This is a genomic window from Bradyrhizobium sp. SZCCHNS3052 (genome assembly GCF_032484495.1).
In the GTDB taxonomy this organism is placed as follows: domain Bacteria; phylum Pseudomonadota; class Alphaproteobacteria; order Rhizobiales; family Xanthobacteraceae; genus Bradyrhizobium.
This window is the reverse complement of record NZ_JAUETB010000007.1, coordinates 32,233-55,334: the sequence shown is the minus strand read 5'-3', so window position 1 is coordinate 55,334 and position 23,102 is coordinate 32,233. Positions and strand designations below refer to the sequence as shown.

Here is a 23,102-nt window from a genome sequence, read left to right as displayed (position 1 = left end):
ATCAGCCAAGCGCCTCAATCCTTGGCTGTGCCACCGATGATCGTCAGTCGTGGGGGATGAGATTTTTTTCTCGCTCGGCGGCCGGTCGTGTCGGCACCGGCGATGCACGAACGTCCTTGGATCAGCCGGATCGCAACGACCCGGCTCGAGCGTAACCAATGGACCGCCCGGTGAACGAACGACGCGGCCTGCACTTGGAAGGAAGGGACGTCTGCCATGGCAAAGCACAAGAACACGATCTGTCTGTGGTTCGACAAGGACGCAGAGGCCGCCGCGCGCTTCTACGCCGAACTGTTTCCGGACAGCGAAGTGACGGCGGTCCATCGCGCGCCGGGTGACTACCCTTCCGGCAAGGCCGGCGACGTGCTGACGGTGCAATTCACGGTGTGTGGCATCCCCTGTCTCGGCCTCAATGGCGGACCTGCGTTCACCCACAACGAATCCTTCTCGTTCCAGATCGCCACCGACGATCAAGCGGAGACGGACCGCTATTGGAGTGCCATTGTCGGCAATGGCGGCCAGGAAAGCCAATGCGGCTGGTGCAAGGACAAATGGGGCATCTCCTGGCAGATCACGCCGCGCGCGCTCACCGACGCGATGGCAGCCGGCGGAGCCGAGGCCAAGCGCGTGTTTGCCGCGATGATGACGATGAAGAAGATCGACGTCGCCGCCATCGAGGCAGCGCGGCGGGGATGACCCTCGCCAGCCGGAGCGCAGCATCGCCGCGCTCCGGCGTCACGGGCGCAGGCACCGCAGATGCAGGAATAGCGGCACGCGCAGCCAGCGCCGGCTGCTGTCGCGGGTGATAATCGCTTCGGGAATGGACGGCTCGCGCAGCGCCTCGATCAGGAATCCCTCCGCTTCCAGCGCTTCGAAATAGCTCTGCAGCGGGCGATGCGCGCTGTGGAAGGTCATGCTGAGCCCGTCGCGCTCGATTGCGTCGCTGAAGGTGTAGGAGTCCAGATAGCTGCCCTGGATGACGAAGGGCGCATCCGATGCCAGGCTCGCGAACCGCCCGGCCGAGTTGAGCGGGTGGACGATCGCCATGCAGAAGCGGCCGCCGCGCCTGAGAACCCGCGCAAGCTCGCGCACCGCGGCCGGCATCGCGTCAACGTCCTGCAGCGACATGAAGGCGATCGCGAGATCCGCGCATGCATCGGCCAGCGGCAGCGCGGCCGCGTCCGCACGCACGACGCCGATCGTGGGATCGGCCGCCCGGGCCGCGGCGATCAACGACGGCGATGCATCGACGCCGACCACTCTGTGCCCTTCGGAGGCGAGATGTCGCGACAGCCTGCCCTCGCCGCAGCCGATGTCGAGCGTGAGCGCACCGGGCGGCGGCAGCAAGCGGCTGAATTGCTCGCGATGGTGGCGCCAGAAGCTGTCGTGACCCGGCGCTCTCGCCCAGGCGAGCCACCGGCCGGCCTCTGCTTCCCACTGCTCGCGCAAATTCATCGCGGCCTCCTCGCCCGACCCTGCGGATTCAAGAGCCGCGCTTCTTAAACTGCTTCCTCGCCCAAGTCATCAGCGGCGCGGGTCGTTACCTGACGGGCATGCCCGTCCGTGTGCCGCTCGAGACCAACAGCGTCCTGTCCGATGTCGCCACAGCGCCGCACAGGCAGCCGTTCGACGCCAAAACAAATGCCACCGCCGGGGAACCATGGGATGGCCAGCAGATTGGTTCCATGACGCAATCCCCGCACCCGGAGTCATGTCATGACCATGAAGATTCTTACGATCACGCTCGCAGCCGCCGCGAGCACATTGATGGCTGCAGCCGCCGCCGCTGCCCCGCTCACGGCCGGAATATCGATCCTCCCGGAGAGCAGCATCCAGCAGGTTCGCATGGTCTGCAACGAGAACGGCCGCTGCTGGCGCCAAGGCCGCGAACGCCGTGTCATCATCCGCGAAGACCGCGGCGCCTACGGCTATGGCCGGCACGAGCGGCGTGGCTATGAAGGACGTGACTATGAAGATCGTGGCGGCATCGGCATCCACGCGCCCGGCGTGAGCGTCGGAATCGGCCGATAACACGTCCGACGTCTGACTCGTGCCAAGGCATCGTGATCAGGACTGCACATGATCTACAAATGAGCCAAGCGTCCGACGTTCGCATGTCGATGCAACGATGCTACGAACGTCGGATGAGCCGCAGGGCCAGACTCGCTCTCGCTTCAGGCGATGGCGGCGACCAGATCCTCACGGCAAATAATTTCGGCTGGACCTCGCTATTGCGCGCGCACACACCATATGTTGATGATCACCGCGCGTCCCCCGGCTGCCATCGGTGACTGAGAGCCATGCGCTCCCGCCGCGACCAGAAGGCGGACAGCATGTCGAAAACTTCGAACACCTCTTCGAACACCACCACGTCCAGTGCGCGCGTAATTGGTGCGACCGCTCCTGGCGCCGCCATTCTTTGGGCTGCCGATCGTCGCCGCGATTCTGATCCGGTGGCCGCCGTTCGCAGCGGGGCGCTTGCGCCAGGTCACCCCGACAAGCCGTCCGAGCCGGCCAAGCGAGAGCGGTCATCGCTGCACGCGACGCTCGCCACCAGGGCGGAGAATGCGCTGGAGACGGCGGGCCTGATGCAGCAAGGCGGCGAGCGCGCTGCCGCGATCAGGAAGGCGACCATCCTCGCAAACGCCGCCGAGATACTCGGGCATTTCAACGGAAGTGTCCGTTCGCGAACGAAGTGACGCTGGGGCGGCCTGCTCCTGCGTACCATCGTGCCCGCCGAGGGCGGCATCCGGTGCAAGGACATGTCAGCCAATGCTCGAGATCAACCTCACCACAGAGCCTCCTCACGGCACGGTCGTGGACCCCGACTTTCTGCTGACGGAAATCATCGGGCTGAAGCGCCTGCTTTCCGAGGCCGAGAGCAATGCCAAGACCCGGTCCGAGCAGGCCGAAATCGAGGCGAGAGAACGCGAGACGGCGAGCAGGCTGCAAAAGCTCATTCTCGAGGAGCTGCACCATCGCATCAAGAATACGCTCGCGACCGTCACCGCCATCGTCTCCCAGAGCCTCCGCAACGTGCCGGCGACCAAGGATGCACAGCATGCCATCTCCGGGCGGCTCCTGGCCCTCGGACGGGCACACGATCTCCTCCTGCAAGCGAAATTTTCCAGCGGCGACCTCCGCACGGTGATCCGTGCGTCCGTCCAGGCGTTCGACACGCCCGACGACTCACGCTTTGCGATCACCGGACCCGACGTGCTGGTGACGCCGGATGCCGTCATCGCCCTCGCGATGACGCTCAACGAGCTATGCACGAACGCCCTGAAGTTCGGCGCGCTGTCCGTGCCAGAAGGACGCGTCGATCTGCTTTGGACCGTCGACCAACGCCGGGTCCGCTTCGCCTGGACCGAAAGACACGGCCCGGTCGTTCAACAGCCCGCCAGCCGAAGCTTCGGAACCCGGCTGATCGAAACGCTCGGCGTGCAGCTCGGCGGCGAGGTTCAGTTGACCTATGCGCCGTCAGGGCTCTCCTACACGTTCGACGCGCCGATCGCCATTCTCGACTCTCCCGTGAGACCGCCGATGCACGCAACAGAAAGGGATCTCCGATGTCGCTGAGCCAATTTCGCGTCGATGAGCAGCCGCATACGATGGACGGATTGCGCCTGCTCGCCCAAGATGGCGCCGTCGGCGTCGAGGCCTTCGTCAGCCGCAAGGTGATGGACATCTGGGCCGAGTCGATCGAGCACACGGGCGGCCGGCAGAGCCTGTTTCGTGTCCAATACAATGCGCTGGGACAATTGAACCTTGCTGCGATCGAGCGGATCGTGAGCAGGAAATATCGGCGCGGCGCCGCATCCAACCGGCAGCATCCCTTCATCGAGGTGCTGTTCTCGGATATCGCCGACAGCGGTGAAACGCTCAATCTGAGCGAGCTGGTGCGAGAGCCATTGCCGCCGTCATTCCATCGGCTTGCGTGAGACAGGCGGACGGCGCACCTCAGGTCTGACCGATCAGGGTGTGCGCGGACGCGGCGCAGATCTCCTCGAGGAAGTCGAGGAAGGCGCGGGCGCGCGAGGAGATCAGCTTGCGGCTCGGAAAGATCGCGGTCAGCTGGGCGGCGCGGGTGTCGAACGCGACCCCCCTGCCGATCTCGACCAGCCGGCCCTCGCCGAGCAACTCGACGCAATAGTGCTCCGGCAGAAAGGAAATGCCGGCGCCGTGGGCGACGGCCCGGCGCACCGCCAGCGGATTGTTGATGCGGGCGACATGCGCACCGACGTCGAAGCGGACGAGATGGCCGTGCTGCTTGATCATCAGGGTGCGATCGCCATAGCGCCGCTCGCAGATCATGAGATGGCGCTCCAGCGCGCGGACGTCCTCGCCGATGTCGTGCGCGGCGAGATAGGCGGGGCTGGTCACCCAGATCAGGCGGCCGCCGATCAGCACCTTCTGCGCCAGCTCGGAATTCTCCTGCACGCCGACCACGACCGCGATGTCGAAGCGGTCGGCCAGCATGTCGATCGCGCGCGTGGTTGCCTCGACATCGAGCTCGATGCGCGGATAGCGGCGGTGGAATTCGGCGAGCTGCGGCGCCAGGATCTCCTCGCAGAACGCCGGCGGCAGCGCCACCGAGAGCCGGCCGCTGGGCACGCCGACCAGCCCGGTCATGACCGCGTCGGCCTCCGAGACCTGATCCAGGATCTTCTGACATTGCTGGAAGAACAGCTCGCCCTCGCGGGTCACCCGGACGCGCCGCGAGTTGCGGTCGAACAGCCGGATGCCGAGATCCTGCTCAAGCCGGGCGACCGATTTGCTGACCGAGGATTTCGGCATGCCCAGGGACCGCGAGGCGCCGGTCATGCCGCCGGTCGCCACCACCGCATGGAAAACAGGAATGTCCTCGATCCGCCATTTCATCCGAGAGCCGCTCGTTCATCGAGAGAAACGATCCGTGCACGTTAGCATGATTGTCTAGCAGGGGAAACTTCGTATGGTCCGTCCCGGCGCGGCCGCGAGTGACAGTCAGCGGCGGCCCATTCGCGGAGGGACACATGGCCCGGATCATCGGCGGCATCGGCGCATCGCACTCGCCCACCATCGGCTTCGCACGCGACACCAACAAGCAGAACGACCCGGCCTGGAAGCCGATCTTCGACGGCTTCGCGGTCGTGCGCGACTGGGTGAAGCAGAAGGACATCGACGTCCTGTTCATGATCTACAATGATCACATCACCTCGTTCTTCTTCGATCACTACTCCGCCTTCGCGCTCGGCATTGACGACCGCTATGTCGCCGCCGACGAAGGCGGCGGACCGCGCAACGTGCCGCCGGCGAAGGGCCATCTCGGCCTGTCGCAGCACATCGCGATGGCGATGATGGCGGACGAGTTCGACATGTCGTTCTTCCAGGGCAAGCCGGTCGATCACGGCCTGCTGTCGCCGCTGTCGATGATGGGCGATGCCAGCGGCGCGTGGCCGGGCATGGTGGTGCCGCTGCAGGTCGGCGTGCTGCAGCTGCCGATTCCCAATGCGAAGCGGATGTGGAAGCTCGGCAAGACCCTGCGCAAGGCGATCGAGAGCTATCCGGAAGACCTGAAAGTGGCGATCTTCGCCACCGGCGGGCTGTCGCACCAGGTTCACGGCGAGCGCGCCGGCTTTCTCAACGAGGACTGGGACAACGAATTCCTCGATCTGCTGGAAAAGGACCCGGAGCGGCTCACTGCGATGCGGATCGCCGACTATGCGATCAAGGGCGGCATGGAAGGCGCCGAGGTGATCATGTGGCTGATCATGCGCGGCGCGCTGTCCGAGAACGTGAAGCTCGTGCACAGGCAGACCTACGCACCGTCGGTGACCAACATCGCTACCCTCGTGTTCGACGATCTCGGCGGCGCGCCCGACCCGCGGGAGATCGCGGCCTATCGCGCGCATATCGGACATGAGCTCGCCGGCGCCGAGACGCTGGCTGGCACCTATCCGTTCACCCATGGCCGCAGCCAGGCCAATTTCCGCATTAATGACTTCCTGCACCGGCTCGTGATCCCCGCGCATCGCGCGAGATTCGTTGCGGAATTCGACGTGCTGGCGGACGAGCACGGTCTCACGGACGAGGAGCGCGACCTGATCCGCAACCGGCGCTGGATCGAGATGATCAGGCGGGGGGTCAGCTTCTTCGTGCTGGAGAAGATGGCGGCGGTGATCGGCGTCTCCAACCCGGAGGTCTACGCAGCCTTCCGCGGCGAGACGCTGGAAGCCTTTCTGAAGACCCGCAAGGTCCCGATGCGCTACTCCGTCGCCGGCGGCGCCAAGGCGGCCGCGATCGACGGACATTGATACCGACGTACGAGCTGCATCGCCCGGCAGGGCGACGCAGCTCATGTCTGCGGCAGCTCGATCCCGCGCGCCTTGGCCCAGCGCTCCAGGACCTTGCGCTCGTCCGCGTGAGCGACGCGGTTGGCGAAGCCGCGGATCTGAACCGCGCGGTGCCGCGGGTTGAGCTCGATCGTCAGCAGCCGCTGCGTCTTGCCGGCGTGACGATAGCGCAGCGACCAGATCGAGGCGTGGCCGGCAATGCACTTGTCCGCGTAGCTCGCGACACAGTGATGCATCGCCCTGGACTCCGCGACGAGATCCTCGGCGGTCCGCAACTGCATGATGACATACGCGTCGCGCGTGGCCGAGCCCTTCGACGGGCTCCATGACCAGTCCGTCAGCGCGGCCCCCGGCCAATGCGCTGGCTCCGCGGTCCGTGCCGCCATGCGGCCACGGGCGATCTCGGCCCGCCGGCGCGCCGCCTCGATGCGCGCGATCACCGCGAGATCACGATGCCATGCGTTCATCAGCCGGCGCAGCGCGGCCAGCGAGCGGCCCTTAAGGCTGAACTGGCGCTCGCGCCGGCGACGATGCGCGATGTAGTCGCAGAGATCGTCGATCTCCTCGCCCGTCGTCGGATGTGCGCAGAAGAACTGCGCCGCCTCGCGCCAGAACGCGATCTCGCCACGCGGCGTCCGCGCAATCCTGGACCGGGCGATCCGCAACACGATCGCCGGATCGCTCGTGTAGGACCGCGCGATCGCCTGCCAGATCGCCTCGTCGAAGCCGACCTGCCCGAGCGGATGGAGGAAGGCGTGAACCTCCTTGCGCGACAGCCAAGCCGAGGCGCCTGCCTTGTACAGCGAGCCGCCGCCGGCGGCCGCGATGTACCAGCGCTTGCGCAGGATCGTCTCGTCGCGGCCGAGCCCGCCGTCATCGATCCAGATCAGCTCCAGGTGCTGGGCCACCGAATAGCGGCCGAACAGATGACGCGCAGCCGCCAGCCGCAGCCGCGCGGCGTCGCGCGTCTTCAACTGGGGCTTCCAGCCTTCTGGATCGCGAATGATGTCAGCCTCGAAGCCGCGCCGCGCCTCGCGGATCGCATTGTGCAGATCCGGCGGCGAACGCGTCGGCCGCACCGCGCGGCGCAGCGTCAGCTGATAGGCTTCAACCCGCGCGCGCTCGGCCTCCCGCCGGCGCACCATCAATGACTGTGCCATGGTCGTTCAACATGATGGAGTGACTGTCAGCCGAACGCACTGCGGGCGTCGGCACGGATCGTGTCGCGCACAGTGGACTTGACATGGCTGATGGCCTCTCGCGTTGAACGCTTTGGGTATTGAAACGGGCGACGCTCATACATCCGAACTGCAGATATTGCAAGCCGTCGCGCGCCGCTCCTCAGCGCAGGCATGTCACGAGGCATCGGCGGCGGGGCACGCCAACGCTATATTCTTTCAGCCGCGCATCATCACGAAGCGCGGCGCTGTTAGTTGCAAATGATTCTGTTCACCGACGAGCAGGATGCAGCGCCCAATCAGGCATGCGGCAGAACGTCGCACGCGCCCAACGAATATTTCTCCTCCGCCAGACAGAAACAAACAGACTGGAAAGCCGGCCCGCTGCCCGTTCGATGACGACTTTGCAGCGGCCGACGGCCCGATTGTGTAACTACAAAGCTCCTCACGTCACGACATGCACCATCCCGACGACCTGCATCGAAGCGATACAGGCGAACGCAGATGCATTGCCGACCAGGATTGTCATGCCGCGACAGCAGTAAAGTGCGAGGAGACGATCGAATGGCCACCAACTTCAATGCGACTGCGCTCGCCAACGGCACGTCCAACCTGCTCACGCGAGCGAGTGCGCTCAATCTGTCGACCGATCTGGTTCAAGCCGGCGTCGTCTTCGACGACGCCGTTCGCATCTCGCTCGGCCTCTATTCCGGCAGTCAAGGCAGCGGCAATTCGAACACCTTCCTGTCGAACTACACCACTGACATCCATGCGGTGCAGAACGATATCGCGGCCATCCTGGCCAACCCGAACGACGTGACGATCGGTGGCGAGACGTTTGCGCTGAACTCCACAGACATCGCCGCGCTGACCAACGTCCAGACCCAGCTCGGCACGCTGCTGACCGCGGCCGCGCAGACCACGAATGCGACGACATTGTCGACCGCGTCGCAGACCATCCACGCGTTGCAGACCGAGATCCTGTCGGAGATCAACAACGACGCGCATCTGTCGGCGGCACTCAACAACGTCACCTTCACCGCCAATACCGGCGCGACCGACGTTGCGTTCCAGAACCTGCCGGCAGGCGCAGACGATCCGATCACGCTCGCGGCCGCGACGGCGGGCACCAGCCTGAAGGTGGTCGGCGAGGTCTTCAATGCCGCAGTGAGCGTCATCTCCGGCGGCATCAACGCGACCAATCTGACCCAAGTGACCAACGACCTGACGGCCGTGCAATCGGGCCTCACGGCCATCCTCGCCAACGCGACCATGCTCGCGCAGATCGAAGCCGGAGAAACCACCAACGCGGCAGCCGCCACGACGCTTCATCTCCAGACCGTGCTGAATCAGGTCACGCTGCAGCTCGAGAAATACGATGCCGCCGCCGCGACCGGAAACACCACCGCGCTGCGCGGCACGGCGGACAATCTGCTCGACATCATCGACATCGTCCAGAACGACGCCGCTTTGAACGTCGCGGCCGGCGGTAACGGCAATCCGGGCCACACCGGCGGCTTCGCCGAGGATCCGGGCGGCCTCACCGGCACGGTCACGCGGTTCCAAGACAATCAGGCGCAAACCAATTTCTGGGCCACCTTCGTCGCCGAGGCGAACACGATCAACGCGCAACTGATGGCGATCGTGAACGGCAGCGGTACGGCCAGCCAGGCGCTGATCACGCAGATCGAGAACTACAACAATTTCGGCGCCAGCTTCGATGCCGCCCAGGGCGCCGTGTTCCAGGGCCGTTTCGACAACGAGCTCAACAATGGCACGCTGCAGGCGGACTCCGCCACCGCCATCAAAGGACTGCAGGGCATCCTGAACGGGGATACCGGCGCGGCGCTCACTTCGGACCTCGCGATGCTGACGGCTGCCGGTGAGGGCTTCGTCGCCGACGCGAACGACGTCAGCGGCAACAACATCGCGATCGGCGGGGCGACCTATGTCGGATCGGCAACGACGGTCTCCAAGGCGACATCGGTCGCCGGCCTCGCCCAGGGGACGACGAAGGTCACGGCCACGCCGAACATCGCAAACGGCACCGGCGGTACCAGCACGTCCACGGCCGCGACATCGAGCGGCGGAACCACGACCAAGGCCGGGACGACGACCGCGACCAACGCCACCGGCAATACGACATCGACGACCACCAAGACGACCACTCAAGGCTCTTCGCACCATCACCACAACAACACGACGGCCGCCGCCCACAACTCGACCTCCACCCACACCACGGCAGCGGCGCATTCTTCGACCGTCGTCGATCATCACCACCACGCACTGCACCACATCTGGGGCTGATATAGCCGACGGCGCGCGCCGGACATCGGTCACCGCTCCACGGTAGCTGTCGCGCAGGAGGTCGAGCTCGGCGCCCGCGAGCTGCGCGAGGTTGACCTCGACCTTGTCGCCGAAGCGCAACTGCTCCATGAGCGGAGCGAGGTGCGGAAAGGCCGCCGCCATCGTCTCGATGGTGGGGCGTTCGATCTGCAGCTTCATGGTTTGCACCTCGATGCCGTCCGACTCACGACGACACTCTCGTCGGCGGGCGCATCGCCGCTTCCGCCTTCGCCAGCAGCAGACGGTTCGCGGCGAGCGAGAACTCCTGCCAGGCGGCGGCGATGTCGCGCAGGATCGTCTGCAGATAATCCTTCGACGGCTTGTGCTCGAACGGAAAGTTCGACAGCGCGCAGGAGGTGCGGTTGAACGCTATGGCATCGTCGAGCAGCGACTGCATGACATCGCGAAACGGCTTCTGGATCTCGGGCATCAGGGCGGAGCGACCGCGTTCGACGGCGACGTCGCGCATGTCGAAGGTCAGTGCGTCCAGCACCTGCAGCGCCGCAGCGAACACCTGCTCGGTGGCCCCGAGAAGAGCGAGCTGGGTCAGCTGCTCGCGCTGCTGCGCGGCGAGGCCGCGGTTGAGCCGCTGCCGATAATCGTCGAACGCGGCATCACGCTGCGCGGCGACCCAGGCGCCGAACCAGGCGAGACTCGCTGCGTTGCCCGACATCCCGTCGCCGATCGCCGCGGCCGGGCGCGGCCCGGCGGTCTCGCCCATGCGCCGGGCCATCGCACGCTCGATGCGGCTGGCGGCGTTCAGGGCACCTTCGAGATAGCCGGCCGCGTGGCTTGCGGTTTCGGCGCCACCGAGATGCAACCGCCCCTCCCACAGCGCCCGCCGCAGCATCGGATTGGCGATCTCGCTGTGCTCGCCGCGCGGCGTGGTGCGATCCAATGCGCTGCAGGTGAAGCGCTCGGCCGCCCAGTCCTGATAGTGCTGCTCGCCGCCTTCCAGCGCGGAGCCGAACAGCTGCACCATCTGGCTGTCCATCAGCAGCGGCAGCCCGACACTGAAGGTCGCGCGCAGATCGGGCGAGAAGGCGAGGAAGCCGCCGAGCGCAGCACGGTCGCCGCCGGCATCGCAGGCGTCGAAGATCTCGCCGATCACGGCCTGCTCGTGACTGACGAACGCATTGCCGGACCGGCCCTGGTCGCGCCAATGCGCCTGGTCGTAGGCGATCACGACCTTGGCCTGCGCCGCCATCCAGGTCTCGGCGCCACGCATCGCCTCGAAGGTCGCGTCGTCCAACGCGGGAAAGAAGCCGACGTGGTCGATCAGCAGCCGCGGCGGCAGCGCGAGCACGGCGCGCCTGGCCTCGATCGCGACCGATTCCGTTGCTGTGGCGAAGATCAGCCGCACATGCGTGCCGCAATCGACGATACGCATCAGCTCATGGCCGAGATGGATGAAGGGCTGCGGCAGATCGCGCGCCAGCGCCTCGATCAATTTCGTCATGCCGCCGGAGAGCCGACGCGCGCCCTGGTGGACCGGCGGCCCGCTGATCTGCTCGGCCGGCTTGTCCGCCTCTTCCAGATGAAGGACCGTGCCGTCAGCGTGCTGGGCAAAGTCGGACAGGCCGAGCTCCGCGACCAGGCCGGCGAGCAGCGGCTGGGTGTCCGGCCAGAACCAGGTCGGGCCGAGGTCAAGCGCAAGCCCCGCCTTGCTCCTGGCCGACAGCACCCGTCCGCCCAGGCGATGTCGGGCTTCGAACAAAGCGAACGTGCTGCGGCGCTGCTGCAGGCTGCGCGCGAGTGCCATTCCGCACAATCCACCTCCGACAATGGCCGTTTCGAGCATGGCAGGACCTCGGCTGATGCGTTGCGATCGCGTCTCGACCGCGTCCTGCAAAAAGCTTGCAAGTTTTCGCAGGCGCGCGGATGTGCGTTTCCAAACATTGCTTGATTTTCGCACCGGCTTGGCTCACGCCATCACGATGAGCGATGACCGCGAGATCCTGGCCGCCAATGCGGCCTTCTATGCCGCCTTCACGGACGGTGATTTCGCGGCGCTCGTCGCCCTCTGGGCCGATCGCGACGGCATCTCCTGCATTCATCCCGGCTGGCCGGCGATCGTCGGCCGCGCCGCCGTGATCGGCAGCTGGCGCGACATCCTCGCCAACCCGGGTCGGCCGAACATCGTCTGCGCGGATCCGCACGCGATCGTCGACGGCGATCATGGTCACGTGCTCTGCATCGAGCTGGTGGACGGCGCGGCGCTCGCCGCGGCCAATCACTTCGCGCGCATCGACGGCGCCTGGCGGATGATCCACCACCAATCCAGCCCGATCGCGCAGCTCGCAACGCCGGAAGACGACGCCGACGGCCATCGCCTCCACTGACCGCCGCATCTGGCACGAAACTTGATGTGTCCTCCCTGACCGGCAGCAATGTCGGAGATTGTTGATTTTCGTCGCGTCGGATTCGGACCGGATGTCCGTCTCCACGCAAGGCGATCTGCGACGGCTGCGACCAGCAATGTGCAGATGCCGACGGGAGACAGGGATGGCACGCGTTCTGACCGCCTATCTAAAACGCAGCGATGTGCTGACGCGCACAGCGTTGCAGCACGCCATCGATCTCACGCTCGGCCAGGCGCGGGGAGCACTGGGATGAACATCACGGCTCCGCTACAGCCGACCGCGATTCATGCCGTTCCCGCCGAGCTCTGCGACTGCGGCTTCCGCTTGCTGATGATTCGGCAGTTCAACGTCGGTGCCGTGCCGCCGGCGTTCGCCATCATCGATCAGCGCGTCATGCGGATGCCGCAACGGCTCGGCCGCCACGGCGTGTCGTTTGCCGCGACGTTCCTGCCCGAGGTGATGGCGTGGCTGATCGATCACCTCGGCCGTCCGTCGCTGCATGACGAGACCGGCCGCTCCTATCGCAATCCGCGCTGGCCGGTGGTGTGCTGGCATGACCAGGAACGCTATTGGCCGAGCGGCGCTGTCACGGTCGAGTGGTTCGCCGAGGTCGCCTTTCAGGATCACGCCTCTTGGATGGCGTTCCGTACCCATTGGCATGACGACCTGATGGGCCGGAATGGCGACGTTGACGCATCCGGTGGAGAAACCGATGCGTGCGAGCGGGACGCGGCGGGAAAGGAATTTGCCGACGACGCGTTGCAGCGAGCATGATTTGCCAAAGTCGCGCGACAGCATGACCGGACCTTGTCCGCGCAATTCTGCCGCGTGATAGTCGAGTGGCCACAGCAGTTGCGGAGGTTCTCATGCGCTACGTCTCGTGGTTTGGAGGCTGGCTCGGCACCTTCCGTTCCGAGCGCATGGCGGAGCAGAGGACGACCGGACGAAACGCGGCCGTTCTTCCGCCGCGGTCCGCCGAGCTCTCGAGCGAGGACTTGTTCTACATCGCCATGCTTGGGCCGCACGTCTGACCGGCGCTGCCGCCGAGCGCAATCGGGGGCGGCGGGCTGGACAAACGGTCGTCCTGCCGCCACACAAGGGCGATTCCATGCGCCCCGGCCCCGGGCCGCGCACCGTGATTGTGGGTCCATGCCGCAGGTCTGCTCCACGGACGCATGAACGATGCCGGGGACCGCGGCGGACCTCACCTGCGGACTCCCGAATGACATCGCCGACGCCCTCTCACCTGCCCCGAAATGCATCCGATCAGCCGCGCCAGACGACCCCGACCGAGCTGCGGCGGCGCTGGCGCGCCGGCGAGGAGGTGGCGCTGCTCGACGTCCGCGAGGAAGGGCCCTATTCGCTGTCGCACCCGTTCTTCGCGGTGTCGCTGCCGCTGTCGCAGATCGAACTGCGCATCCTCGATCTCGTGCCACGTCTGAATGTACCCGTCGTCGTTTATGATGACGGCGAAGGCTATGCCGCCCGCGCGGTGCCGCGCATTCATGCACTGGGCTACACCGACGTCGCGATGCTCGCTGGCGGGCTGTCGGGCTATGCGCGGCATGGCGAGGTGTTCCGCGACGTCAATGTGCCGAGCAAGGCGTTCGGCGAACTGGTCGAGGCCATCCGGCACACGCCGTCGCTGTCGGCCGACGAAGCCAAGGCGCTGATCGAGCGCGAAGCGAATCTGGTCGTGCTCGATGCCCGCCGCTTCGAGGAATACCGCACCATGAGCATTCCGCGCGGGGTCAGCGTCCCCGGCGGCGAACTGGCGTTTCGGGCACGCGAGATCGCGCCGTCGCCCGACACCACGATCATCGTCAACTGCGCCGGACGCACGCGCTCGATCATCGGCACGCAGTCGCTGATCAATGCCGGGCTGCCGAACAAGATCTATGCGTTGCGCAACGGCACCATCGGCTGGACCCTTGCCGGCCATCAGGTCGAGCGCGGCAGGACCGCGCGCATGCTGGAGCGGCCAGGGGCGAGCTACGCGACCGCGCTGGCGGATGCCAAGGCCTGGGCCGAGCACGTCGGCGTCGGCGTGCTCGATGCCGCGACCTTCGCCCGCTATCAGGCCGAGGCTGGGACGCGCACGCTGTATTGCCTCGACGTTCGCACGCCCGAGGACTATGCCGCCGGCCATCCGGCTGGCTTCGCGTCGGCGCCGGGCGGCCAGTTGGTGCAGGCGACCGACGAGTGGGTCGGCGTGCGCGGCGCCCGCCTGGTGCTGTTCGACGATGACGGCGTGCGCGCGCGCATGACGGCGTCATGGCTGAAGCAGATGGGCTGGGACGTGGCGGTCGTGGGACCGGATGTCGTTGGAACGACCGAAACCGAAATCCGCGCCGCACGCCGACCGCCGCTGCCGCAGCTTGGCGACGCGGCAATCAGCGCCGAGCAACTCGCGGCCGATGCGGCGGCGTGGACCATCGTCGATCTCACGCGCAGTCCGAGCTACAAGGCCGGACACATTCCGGGCGCACATTTCGTGCTGGCGTCGCGCTTTTCATCGGATCTCGTCAAGCTGCCAGGCGATGGTCCGATCGTGCTGACAAGTGACGACGGCGCCGAGGCGGCCTTTGCGCTTGCGGATGCACGTGCCGCAACGACGCGTGAGCTCCGCGCGCTCACCGGCGGTACGCGCGCCTGGACGGCTGCCGGCCATGTGCTGGAGAGCGATCGGTCCTCATGGATCTCGCCTGCCGACGACGTCTACAAGCGTCCCTATGAGGGCACCGACAACGCCGCGGAAGCGATGCAGGCCTATATCGACTGGGAGCTGCAGCTCGTCGCCCAGCTCGCCAACGACAGCGTGTCGAATTTCCACGTGGTGTAGGTCGGCGACGGACTCGACCTCGTCATTCCGGGGCGCCCGCAGGGCGAGCCCGGAATCCATTTCACCGGGGGGCATGAGGACAGATGGATTCCGGGCTCGCGCGACGCGCGCCCCGGAATGACGACGGCGGATGCCGAAGAGCCCCGGCTAAGACGCCCTGTCAGAGAATGTGCGGCGTATAGCGCTCAGCGGCGCTGGTTGTAGACGTCGATGCAGACGGCACCGAGCAGCACCAGGCCCTTGATGACCTGCTGATAGTCGATGCCGATGCCGAGGATGGACATGCCGTTGTTCATCACGCCCATGATCATGGCGCCGATGACAGCGCCGCCGACCCTTCCGACGCCGCCATAGGCCGAGGCGCCGCCGATGAAGCACGCCGCGATGACGTCGAGCTCGAAGCCGAGGCCGGCCTTCGGCGTCGCGGTGTTGAGCCGGGCGGCGAAGATCAGGCCGGCCAGCGCGGCCAGCACGCCCATGTTGACGAAGGTCATGAACACCAGCCGCTCGGTCTTGATACCCGACAGCTTGGCCGCCTTGGCGTTGCCGCCGACCGCATAGATCTGCCGGCCGATCACCGTGCGGCGCGTCATGAAGCCGTACAGCGCGATCAGCGCGGTCATGATGACCAGCACGTTGGGCAGGCCGCGATGCGAGGCGATCAGGTAGGTAAAATACATCAATGCGCCGGCCAGCACGACGTTCTTGGCGGCGAAGAAGCCGAACGGCTCGACCTCGATGCCGTGCTCCACTTCGCGCGCGCGGCCCTTGACGCTGGCATAGACCAGAATGAGCGTCAGCACCGCGCCGATCGCGAGCGACGTGGGATAAAGGTGCGCCGCGCTCGGCATGAACTCAGGGATGAAGCCGGACGACAGCTTCTGGAACGTGCCCGGGAACGGCCCGACCGACTGCCCCTGCAGCAGCGCCAGCGCCAGACCCTTGAACACGAGCATGCCGGCCAAGGTGACGATGAAGGAGGGAATGCCGAAATAGGCCACCCAATAGCCCTGCGCGGCTCCGATCGCGGCGCCGACGATCAGGCAGGCGATGATCGCGAGCGGGAAGTCGACGTGATAGCGCACCATCAGCACGGCGGCGACCGCGCCGACGAAGCCCGCGACCGAGCCGACCGACAAATCGATGTGCCCGGTCACGATCACCAGCAGCATGCCCAGCGCCATGATGACGATATAGCTGTTCTGCAGCACCAGGTTGGTGAGGTTGAGCGGCTGCAGCAGGGTGCCGTCGGTCATGAACTGGAAGAACAGCATGATCACGAACAGCGACAGCAGCATGCCGTAGCTGCGCAGATTGTTCTTCAGGAAGCCGCTATGCGACTTCTCCTCCGGGAGCGAAACCGTCTTGTCGGTCATTGCTGGCGTCCTCCCGACCGCTTACGCGGCCGTCTCCTGGTTCTTGATGGTTTCGTTACGCATGATGGCGCGCATGATCTTTTCCTGCGTCGCCTCCGGCCCGGCAAACTCGCCGACGAAGGCGCCGTCATTCATCACGCAGATGCGGTCGCAGATTCCGAGCAGCTCCGGCATCTCCGATGAGATCACGACAACACCCCGGCCGGCATCCGCGAGCTCCTGGATGATACAGTAAATCTCATACTTTGCGCCAACGTCGATGCCCCGCGTCGGCTCGTCAAGGATCAAGACCTTGGGATCGGTCATCAGCCATTTCGACAGCACGACCTTCTGCTGGTTGCCGCCGGAGAGCTGGCCGGCCTCCTGATAGACGTCGGAGCAGCGGATGCGCATCCGGCCGCGGTAGCCGGACGCCGCCTTGAGCTCGGCGATGTCGTCGATCACGCCGTTCGGCGCGACCTGGGATAGGCTCGCCAGGGTGATGTTCTTGCGCACGTCGTCGGCCAGGATCAGGCCGAGCTGCTTGCGGTCCTCGGTGACATAGGCGAGGCCGGCATCGATGGCCGCCGGTACGCTGTTGAGATTGACGTCATGGCCTTCGAGGCGGGCGCGGCCCGTGATGTTGACGCCCCAGGAGCGGCCGAACAGGCTCATGGCGAATTCGGTGCGCCCCGCGCCCATCAGGCCGGCGATGCCGACGATCTCGCCGCGGCGCACCTGGAAGTTGACGTTCTTGATCACTTGGCGGTCGGAATGCTGCGGGTGGTAGACCGACCAGTTCTCGACCGTGAACACGGGCTCGCCGATCTTGGGCTGCCGCTCGGGGAAGCGGTGCGCCATGTCGCGATTGACCATGCTCTTGATGATGCGGTCCTCCAGGACCGGCTCGGCGCGACAGTCGATGCTGTCGACGCTGCGGCCGTCGCGCAGCACCGTGATGCGATCGGCGACGCGGGCGACCTCGTTCAGCTTGTGCGTGATCAGGATCGAGGAGATGCCCTGCTCGCGGAAGGTGACGAGGCGGTCGAGCAGCGCCTGGCTGTCGGCCTCGTTCAGGCTCGCGGTCGGCTCGTCGAGGATCAAGAGCTTGACGCGCTTGGACAGCGCCTTGGCGATCTCGACCAATTGCTGCTTGCCGACGCCGAGATCGGTGATCAGCGTATCCGGCGATTCCTTCAGGCCGACCTGGGCCAGCAGTTGCTGGGTGCGCCGGTAGACCTCGTCGCGATCGATGACGCCGAAGCGCTGCGGCGCATGCGACAGGAAGATGTTCTCGGCGATCGACATCAGCGGGATCAGCGCGAGCTCCTGGTGGATGATGATGATGCCGAGCGCCTCGGAATCGTTGATGTCGCGGAAGCGCCGCTCCTCGCCCTCGAAGATGATCTGGCCCTCATAGCGGCCATAGGGATAGACGCCGCTCAGCACCTTCATCAAGGTCGACTTGCCGGCGCCATTCTCGCCGACCAGGGCGTGGATCTCGCCCGCCTCGACCGTGAAGCTGACGTCGCGGAGCGCCTGCACGCCCACGAAGCTCTTGCTGACGCCGCGCATCTCGAGGATTGCCGTCATCGCCCTGTTTCCCGCAACACTTGAGCCGCCCTAAACGAGAGTAGCCGGCGAGCGCATGGCCGCGCTCGCCGGCCGGTTGAGATCACTCGACCTGCGACTTCTTGTAATAGCCGCTGCCGATCAGAACCTTCTCCCAGTTGCTCTTGTCGACGACGACCGGCTTGAGCAGATAGGCCGGGACGACCTTGACGCCGTTGTTGTAGGTCTTGGTGTCGTTGACCTGCACCTGCTTGCCGCTCAGCGCAGCATCGACCATGTCGGCGGTCACCTTGGCGAGGTCGCGGGTGTCCTTGAAGATGGTCGAGTACTGATCGCCGCGCAGGATCGCCTTGACGGACGGCACTTCGGCGTCCTGGCCGGAGATGACCGGCATCGGCTGGTTGCCGCTGCCATAGCCGACGCCCTTCAGGGACGAGATGATGCCGATCGAGAGGCCGTCATAGGGCGACAGCACCGCGTCGACACGCTTGTTGCCGTAATAGGCGCTGAGCAGGTTGTCCATGCGGGCCTGGGCGGTGGCGCCGTCCCAGCGCAGGGTCGCGACCTTGTCCATGCCCTTCTGACCGGACGCCACCACGAGCTTGCCGGAGTCGAGATAGGGCTGCAGCACCGACATCGCGCCGTTGTAGAAGAAGTAGGCGTTGTTGTCGTCCGGAGAGCCGCCGAACAGCTCGATGTTGAACGGGCCCTTGCCGTCCTTCAGGCCGAGCTTGTCGACGATCGACTGCGCCTGCAGCACGCCGACCTGGAAATTGTCGAAGGTCGCGTAGTAGTCGACATTCGGCGTGTCGCGGATCAGGCGGTCATAGGCGATCACGGTGACGCCCTTCTCCTTGGCCTGCTTCAGCGCGTCGGACAGCGTGGTGCCGTCGATCGCCGCGATGACCAGCACCTTGGCGCCCTTGGTGACCATGTTCTCGACCTGCGAGAGCTGGTTCGGGATGTCGTCCTCGGCATATTGCAGGTCGGTGTTGTAGCCGCGCTCCTTCAGCACCTTGACCATGTTGTTGCCGTCGTCGATCCAGCGCGCCGACGACTTGGTCGGCATCGCGATGCCGATCGTCGGCTTGCTCTGGGCCATTGCAGCGCCGGACAGCGCCACGGCGCCGAGGCCGGCCAGCGCGGCGGCCATGATGGTCTTGAAATTCAGCATGCTTCACTCCCTCTAAGATTTTCAGATTTGAACTAGGAATACGCGATTGCGTATCTTGATACCAGATGGCTGTTAGGCTGAACGACGCTCGACTCGATTGTTCCTCCTCTCAGATCGACAGCTTGACGTCAGGCTCGGCGCGACCGTGAGCGCCGACCTCGAGAAGGAAAGTCTGGCCATGGCCGGGGTCGGCCGCCTTGGCCGCCGCGTCCATGTCCTGCCAGGCCGACGTGACCAGCAGGCGCGACAGACCGGGGCCGACGAACGCCGGGCAGCTCGCCTGGCTGGCCGGAACCGCGATGCTGCGGAGATGCTCGCCCTGCGGGCTGTAGACATCGACACAACCGCCGCCCCAGCGTGCGTTCCAGATCCGCCCGTCGGCATCGACGACGGCGCCATCCAGCCCACCGACGCCGGCATGGCGCAGCAGGACCTCCGGCTCACCGCGCGGCAGGCCCGTCTCCGGGTCGAGTGCGACACGATAGAGGACGTTCTCGTCGGTGTCGGCGAAATAGCCGATCGTGCCATCCGGCGAGAAGCAGATCGCGTTGGGAATGGTGACGTTGGGGAACAGGCGGATGATCTCGCCGCGATGCAGCGCGTAGATCGAGCCCAGGCCGCACTCGGCGTTGCGGCCCATGGTGCCGATCCAGAACGTCCCGGAGGGATGAACCCGGGAGTCGTTCGACCGCGTCGCCGGATTGTCGGCTTCGAGCGGCAGATACAGGGATAGCGCACCGTCGGCGATGCTGCGGATGTAGAGCCCGTCCTCGGCCACGATCAACTGCCTGTTGGCATCGATACGGCCGAGCGCGCTCGCCATCCTGCCGAGGCCATGGCGGCGGAGTTCGCCGCTGCCGATCTTGGCCTCGAACAGCAGGCCTTCACGAATGTCGAACCACCAGGCGGTGTCGGTATGGGGATCGTAGGTCGGCCCCTCGCCGAGATGGCAGCGCTCGTCGCAGAGGATCGTGGTCGGCACCTGCTCCATCATGCGGACGCTCCCGCGGTCGAGAAGCGATACACCGTCTCGTGCTTGTAGACGTCATCGGGCGCAAGACGCGCGCTGGGAAAATCCGGACGGTTCGGACTGTCCGGCCAGACCTGCGGCTCCAGGCAGAGCGCGTCGGACTGACGATAGACACGCCCCTTGCCGGTCACGGTCCCGTCAAGATAGTTGCCGGAATAGACCTGCAGGCCGGGCTGATCGGTGAGCAACTCCATGACGCGCCCCGAGCGCGCGGACGCCAGCCGGGCGGCCAAGCGCACCCCCGCCTGCTGTCGAAGGCAGAAATTATGATCGTAGCCGCGACCGCATTTGATCTGCGGGTCGTCAGCGCGGATGCGGGCACCGACCGCATGCGGCTCGCGGAAATCGAACGGCGTGCCGGCGACAGCGTGCGGCGGCCCTTCCAGCGGGATCGCGGTCTCGTCGATCGCAAGATAATGGTCGGCTTCGACGGTCAGACGATGATCAAGGATGTCGCTGCCGGCGGCCAGGCCATCGAGATTGAAGAAGCTGTGGTTGGTCAGGTTGACCACCGTCGTCCGGGTGGTCCGGGCGCTGAAGCTGACAGCCAGCTCCATCGGCCCGGTCAACTGATAGGTGACACGAACGTCGAGCCGCCCCGGATAATTGGCCTCGCCGTCGGGACTGACATAGAGCATCGTGACCGAGGGCTGGGCGCCGTCTTCGGTCGCGACGATCTGCCAGAGCTTGCGGTCGAAGCCGTCGGGACCGCCATGCAATGCATGTGCACCATTGTTGGCGTCGAGGCGCAGATCCTGACCGTCGAGCGAAAAGCGCGCCTTGGCGATGCGGTTGGCGTAGCGCCCGACCGTCGCACCGAAGAACTTTCGGAGCTTGACGTAGCTCAGCAAGTCGTCATGACCGAGCACCACGTCATCGACAAGCCCCTGCGCATCCGGCACCAGCAGCGTCTGCAGCGCCGCGCCGTAGGTGATGATCCGCGCCTCGAAACCGTGAGCGCCACGCAAGGTGACGCGCTCGACCTCGCGGCCGTCCGGCAGGCTGCCAAACACATCCCTGGTGATCCGCGCTTCTGCCATCGCTCTAGTCCTCGAACGGCTCGACGAATTGCCGGCGGCCGAGCAGGAACGCATCGGCCACCAGCCGCAGCGGCGCAAGATCGACGTCGCTCGCGCCGGTCTTCGTCAGTTCGACGAAGCGACGATAGAGGCCGGGATATTCGCGTTCCTTCTCGTCGACCATCGGCTGATCGTCCGCGGTCATCCGCGCGCCGCCGAGCGACAGCTTCAACTGCCCGGCGTCGGTCTCGATCCGGATGTCCCAGCTCTGCGGCCCGGTCTGGCGGAAGTCGAACTCGGCCGCGATCGGCAGGTCGCTGGCTGTCGACAGTGACAGGTTGGCCGCGATCGGCGCCTGGCGGTTGGACGGAAACGACAGTTCGGCCTCGGTCAGGAACACCGGCTCGGGCAGGATGCGGGTCAGGATCGACAGCGCGTTGATCCCCGGATCGAACACGCCGAGCCCGCCCGGCTCCCAGATCCAGGCCTGTCCGGGATGCCAGACGCGCACGTCCTCCTTCCAGTCGATGCGCACGCTGCGGATCTGACGCGACGACAGCCAAGCGCGCGCCGGCTCGACGGCCGGCGCATAGCGCGAATGCCAGGTCGCGAACAGCGTGCGCTGCTTGGCAGCCGCGAGCGCGATCAGTGGATCGAGCTCGCTGACCGCCGCACCCGGCGGCTTCTCCAGCATCACGTGCTTGCCGGCCTCGAGCGCGGCCTGCGCCTGCGCGCGGCGCACCTGCGGCGGCGTGCATAGCGAGACGGCGTCGATCTCCGGCCCGTCGCGCAGCAGCTCCTCGATGGTGCCGAAATGCGGCAGGCCTGGCAGAGAGGCGTTGCGGCTCGCCACCGCCGTCAGGGTCACGCCCTCGGTGGCGGCGATCGCCGGCACGTGCTGATCCCTGGCGATCTTACCGAAGCCGACGATGGCGACACGAAGCTCACTCATCTCTAGCGTCCCCAGCGCAGCACGACTGGGTCGAGCCGGCGCGCAATCTCGATCAGTCCCTTCTGGGTCGCCGGATGAATTGGCGGCTGCGGCGCGCGCAGCGTGTCGTGGCGGATCACGCCGCCCGCCTTCATCAGGATCTTGCAGGTGGCAAGCCCGCACTGCCGGTTCTCGTAGTTGATCAGCGGCAGCCAGCGCTCATAGGCCGCCGCCGCGGCCTCGCGGTCGCCCGCGAAATACGGATCGATGACCTTGCGAATGCCGTCGGGATAGCCGCCGCCGGTCATCGCGCCGGTGGCGCCCGCGTCGAGATCGGCCATCAGGGTGATTGCCTCCTCGCCGTCCCACGGACCTTCGATCGCCGGGCCGCCTGCCTCGATCAGCGCGCGCAACTTGTCGGCCGCACGCGGCACTTCGATCTTGAAATAAGCGAGGTTCTCGATCTCCTTGGCCATGCGCGCCAAGAACGGCACCGATAGCGGCGTGCCGGCGACCGGCGCGTCCTGCACCATGATCGGGATCGAGATCGCGTCGGAGACGCCGCGATAGAATTCATAGATCGAGGTGTCCGGCACGCGGAAGGTCGCGCCGTGATAGGGCGGCATCACCATGACCATGGCAGCGCCCTTCTCCTGCGCCCGGCGCGAACGCTCGGCGCAGACAAAGGTCGAGAAATGCGTCGTGGTGACGATGATCGGCACGCGGCCGGCAACATGCTCCAGCACCGTGGTCATCACCAGATCGCGCTCGTCATCGGTCAGCACGAACTGCTCGGAGAAATTGGCGAGGATGCAGATGCCGTGCGAGCCGGCATCGATCATGAAGTCGATCGCTCGCTTCTGGCCTTCGAGGTCGAGACGGCCGTCGGCGTCGAACACGGTCGGCGCCACCGGGAAGACTCCCTTGTAGAGCTTTTTGGCGGAAGCGGTCATGGGC

Annotated in this window: 22 protein-coding genes; 11 read left to right on the top strand and 11 right to left on the bottom strand. The window is 65.9% G+C overall.

Annotated elements, in window-relative coordinates; translation table 11 throughout:
* The first annotated feature begins 216 nt into the window (after positions 1-216).
* Positions 217-696 carry a VOC family protein gene (locus QX073_RS21585; RefSeq protein ID WP_315718226.1) on the top strand — a complete coding sequence of 160 codons (480 nt, stop codon included), beginning with the start codon at positions 217-219 and terminating at the stop codon, positions 694-696.
* A gap of 39 nt (positions 697-735) precedes the next feature.
* Here the strand turns inward: QX073_RS21585 and QX073_RS21580 are convergent, their stop codons facing one another.
* Positions 736-1,455 (bottom strand): class I SAM-dependent methyltransferase, encoded by a 720-nt coding sequence (locus QX073_RS21580; RefSeq protein ID WP_315718225.1) that lies wholly within the window; start codon positions 1,453-1,455, stop codon positions 736-738.
* Positions 1,456-1,722: 267 nt separating this feature from the next.
* Here QX073_RS21580 and QX073_RS21575 point away from each other — a divergent pair, with 267 nt between their 5' ends.
* The 4 genes from QX073_RS21575 to QX073_RS21560 all read left to right on the top strand — a co-directional run bounded on the left by QX073_RS21575 (position 1,723) and on the right by QX073_RS21560 (position 3,941).
* The gene (locus QX073_RS21575) at positions 1,723-2,031 is read left to right on the top strand and encodes a hypothetical protein (RefSeq protein WP_316226394.1); all 309 of its coding nucleotides are present in this window, start codon (positions 1,723-1,725) and stop codon (positions 2,029-2,031) included.
* Between the two features lie 269 nt (positions 2,032-2,300).
* Entirely contained in the window at positions 2,301-2,699 is a 399-nt protein-coding gene (locus QX073_RS21570) for a hypothetical protein (protein ID WP_316226332.1), read from the top strand.
* 73 nt (positions 2,700-2,772) lie between these two features.
* Positions 2,773-3,579 (top strand): sensor histidine kinase, encoded by an 807-nt coding sequence (locus QX073_RS21565; RefSeq protein ID WP_316226331.1) that lies wholly within the window; start codon positions 2,773-2,775, stop codon positions 3,577-3,579.
* On the top strand, positions 3,570-3,941 hold the full coding sequence (locus tag QX073_RS21560; protein ID WP_315750346.1) for a signal transduction histidine kinase: 372 nt from the start codon (positions 3,570-3,572) through the stop codon (positions 3,939-3,941). Before QX073_RS21565 ends, QX073_RS21560 begins: the two co-directional genes overlap by 10 nt.
* A gap of 19 nt (positions 3,942-3,960) precedes the next feature.
* Here the strand turns inward: QX073_RS21560 and QX073_RS21555 are convergent, their stop codons facing one another.
* Positions 3,961-4,881 (bottom strand): LysR family transcriptional regulator, encoded by a 921-nt coding sequence (locus QX073_RS21555; protein WP_315750345.1) that lies wholly within the window; start codon positions 4,879-4,881, stop codon positions 3,961-3,963.
* 134 nt (positions 4,882-5,015) lie between these two features.
* Here QX073_RS21555 and QX073_RS21550 point away from each other — a divergent pair, with 134 nt between their 5' ends.
* On the top strand, positions 5,016-6,296 hold the full coding sequence (locus QX073_RS21550; protein WP_316226330.1) for a gallate dioxygenase: 1,281 nt from the start codon (positions 5,016-5,018) through the stop codon (positions 6,294-6,296).
* 41 nt (positions 6,297-6,337) lie between these two features.
* Here the strand turns inward: QX073_RS21550 and QX073_RS21545 are convergent, their stop codons facing one another.
* Positions 6,338-7,495: a PcfJ domain-containing protein gene (locus QX073_RS21545; protein WP_316226329.1), complete on the bottom strand. Its 1,158-nt coding sequence runs from the start codon at positions 7,493-7,495 to the stop codon at positions 6,338-6,340.
* A 582-nt stretch (positions 7,496-8,077) separates the two neighbouring features.
* Between QX073_RS21545 and QX073_RS21540 the strand changes: the two genes are divergently transcribed.
* Positions 8,078-9,820: a hypothetical protein gene (locus QX073_RS21540; protein ID WP_316226328.1), complete on the top strand. Its 1,743-nt coding sequence runs from the start codon at positions 8,078-8,080 to the stop codon at positions 9,818-9,820.
* A 223-nt stretch (positions 9,821-10,043) separates the two neighbouring features.
* Here QX073_RS21540 and QX073_RS21535 read toward each other — a convergent pair whose 3' ends face one another.
* Positions 10,044-11,660, bottom strand: a complete 1,617-nt coding sequence (locus tag QX073_RS21535; protein ID WP_316226327.1) for a flavin monoamine oxidase family protein — start codon at positions 11,658-11,660, stop codon at positions 10,044-10,046.
* Positions 11,661-11,796: 136 nt separating this feature from the next.
* Between QX073_RS21535 and QX073_RS21530 the strand changes: the two genes are divergently transcribed.
* The 4 genes from QX073_RS21530 (at position 11,797) to QX073_RS21515 (ending at position 15,064) form a co-directional block, all read left to right on the top strand.
* Complete coding sequence (locus tag QX073_RS21530) at positions 11,797-12,201, top strand: nuclear transport factor 2 family protein (RefSeq protein WP_315718215.1); 405 nt, start codon at positions 11,797-11,799, stop codon at positions 12,199-12,201.
* Between the two features lie 276 nt (positions 12,202-12,477).
* Entirely contained in the window at positions 12,478-12,996 is a 519-nt protein-coding gene (locus tag QX073_RS21525; protein ID WP_315750449.1) for a hypothetical protein, read from the top strand.
* A gap of 92 nt (positions 12,997-13,088) precedes the next feature.
* Positions 13,089-13,253 (top strand): hypothetical protein, encoded by a 165-nt coding sequence (locus QX073_RS21520; protein WP_316226326.1) that lies wholly within the window; start codon positions 13,089-13,091, stop codon positions 13,251-13,253.
* Positions 13,254-13,444: 191 nt separating this feature from the next.
* The gene (locus QX073_RS21515; protein WP_316226325.1) at positions 13,445-15,064 is read left to right on the top strand and encodes a rhodanese-like domain-containing protein; all 1,620 of its coding nucleotides are present in this window, start codon (positions 13,445-13,447) and stop codon (positions 15,062-15,064) included.
* 185 nt (positions 15,065-15,249) lie between these two features.
* Here the strand turns inward: QX073_RS21515 and mmsB are convergent, their stop codons facing one another.
* The 7 genes from mmsB to QX073_RS21480 form a co-directional block, all read right to left on the bottom strand.
* The gene (gene mmsB, locus QX073_RS21510) at positions 15,250-16,440 is read right to left on the bottom strand and encodes a multiple monosaccharide ABC transporter permease (RefSeq protein ID WP_315750338.1); all 1,191 of its coding nucleotides are present in this window, start codon (positions 16,438-16,440) and stop codon (positions 15,250-15,252) included.
* A gap of 21 nt (positions 16,441-16,461) precedes the next feature.
* A complete protein-coding gene (mmsA, locus tag QX073_RS21505) occupies positions 16,462-18,012 on the bottom strand; it encodes a multiple monosaccharide ABC transporter ATP-binding protein (RefSeq protein ID WP_315750337.1) in 1,551 nt (516 codons plus the stop codon).
* An 82-nt stretch (positions 18,013-18,094) separates the two neighbouring features.
* Positions 18,095-19,165, bottom strand: a complete 1,071-nt coding sequence (gene chvE / locus QX073_RS21500; RefSeq protein ID WP_315750336.1) for a multiple monosaccharide ABC transporter substrate-binding protein — start codon at positions 19,163-19,165, stop codon at positions 18,095-18,097.
* 109 nt (positions 19,166-19,274) lie between these two features.
* A complete protein-coding gene (locus tag QX073_RS21495; RefSeq protein WP_316201586.1) occupies positions 19,275-20,156 on the bottom strand; it encodes an SMP-30/gluconolactonase/LRE family protein in 882 nt (293 codons plus the stop codon).
* A complete protein-coding gene (locus QX073_RS21490; RefSeq protein ID WP_315750335.1) occupies positions 20,156-21,235 on the bottom strand; it encodes an aldose epimerase family protein in 1,080 nt (359 codons plus the stop codon). The genes QX073_RS21495 and QX073_RS21490 overlap by 1 nt, the downstream gene beginning before the upstream one ends.
* 4 nt (positions 21,236-21,239) lie before the next feature.
* Entirely contained in the window at positions 21,240-22,166 is a 927-nt protein-coding gene (locus tag QX073_RS21485) for a Gfo/Idh/MocA family oxidoreductase (protein WP_315718205.1), read from the bottom strand.
* A 2-nt stretch (positions 22,167-22,168) separates the two neighbouring features.
* Entirely contained in the window at positions 22,169-23,098 is a 930-nt protein-coding gene (locus QX073_RS21480; protein ID WP_316201147.1) for a dihydrodipicolinate synthase family protein, read from the bottom strand.
* Positions 23,099-23,102 lie beyond the last annotated feature (4 nt).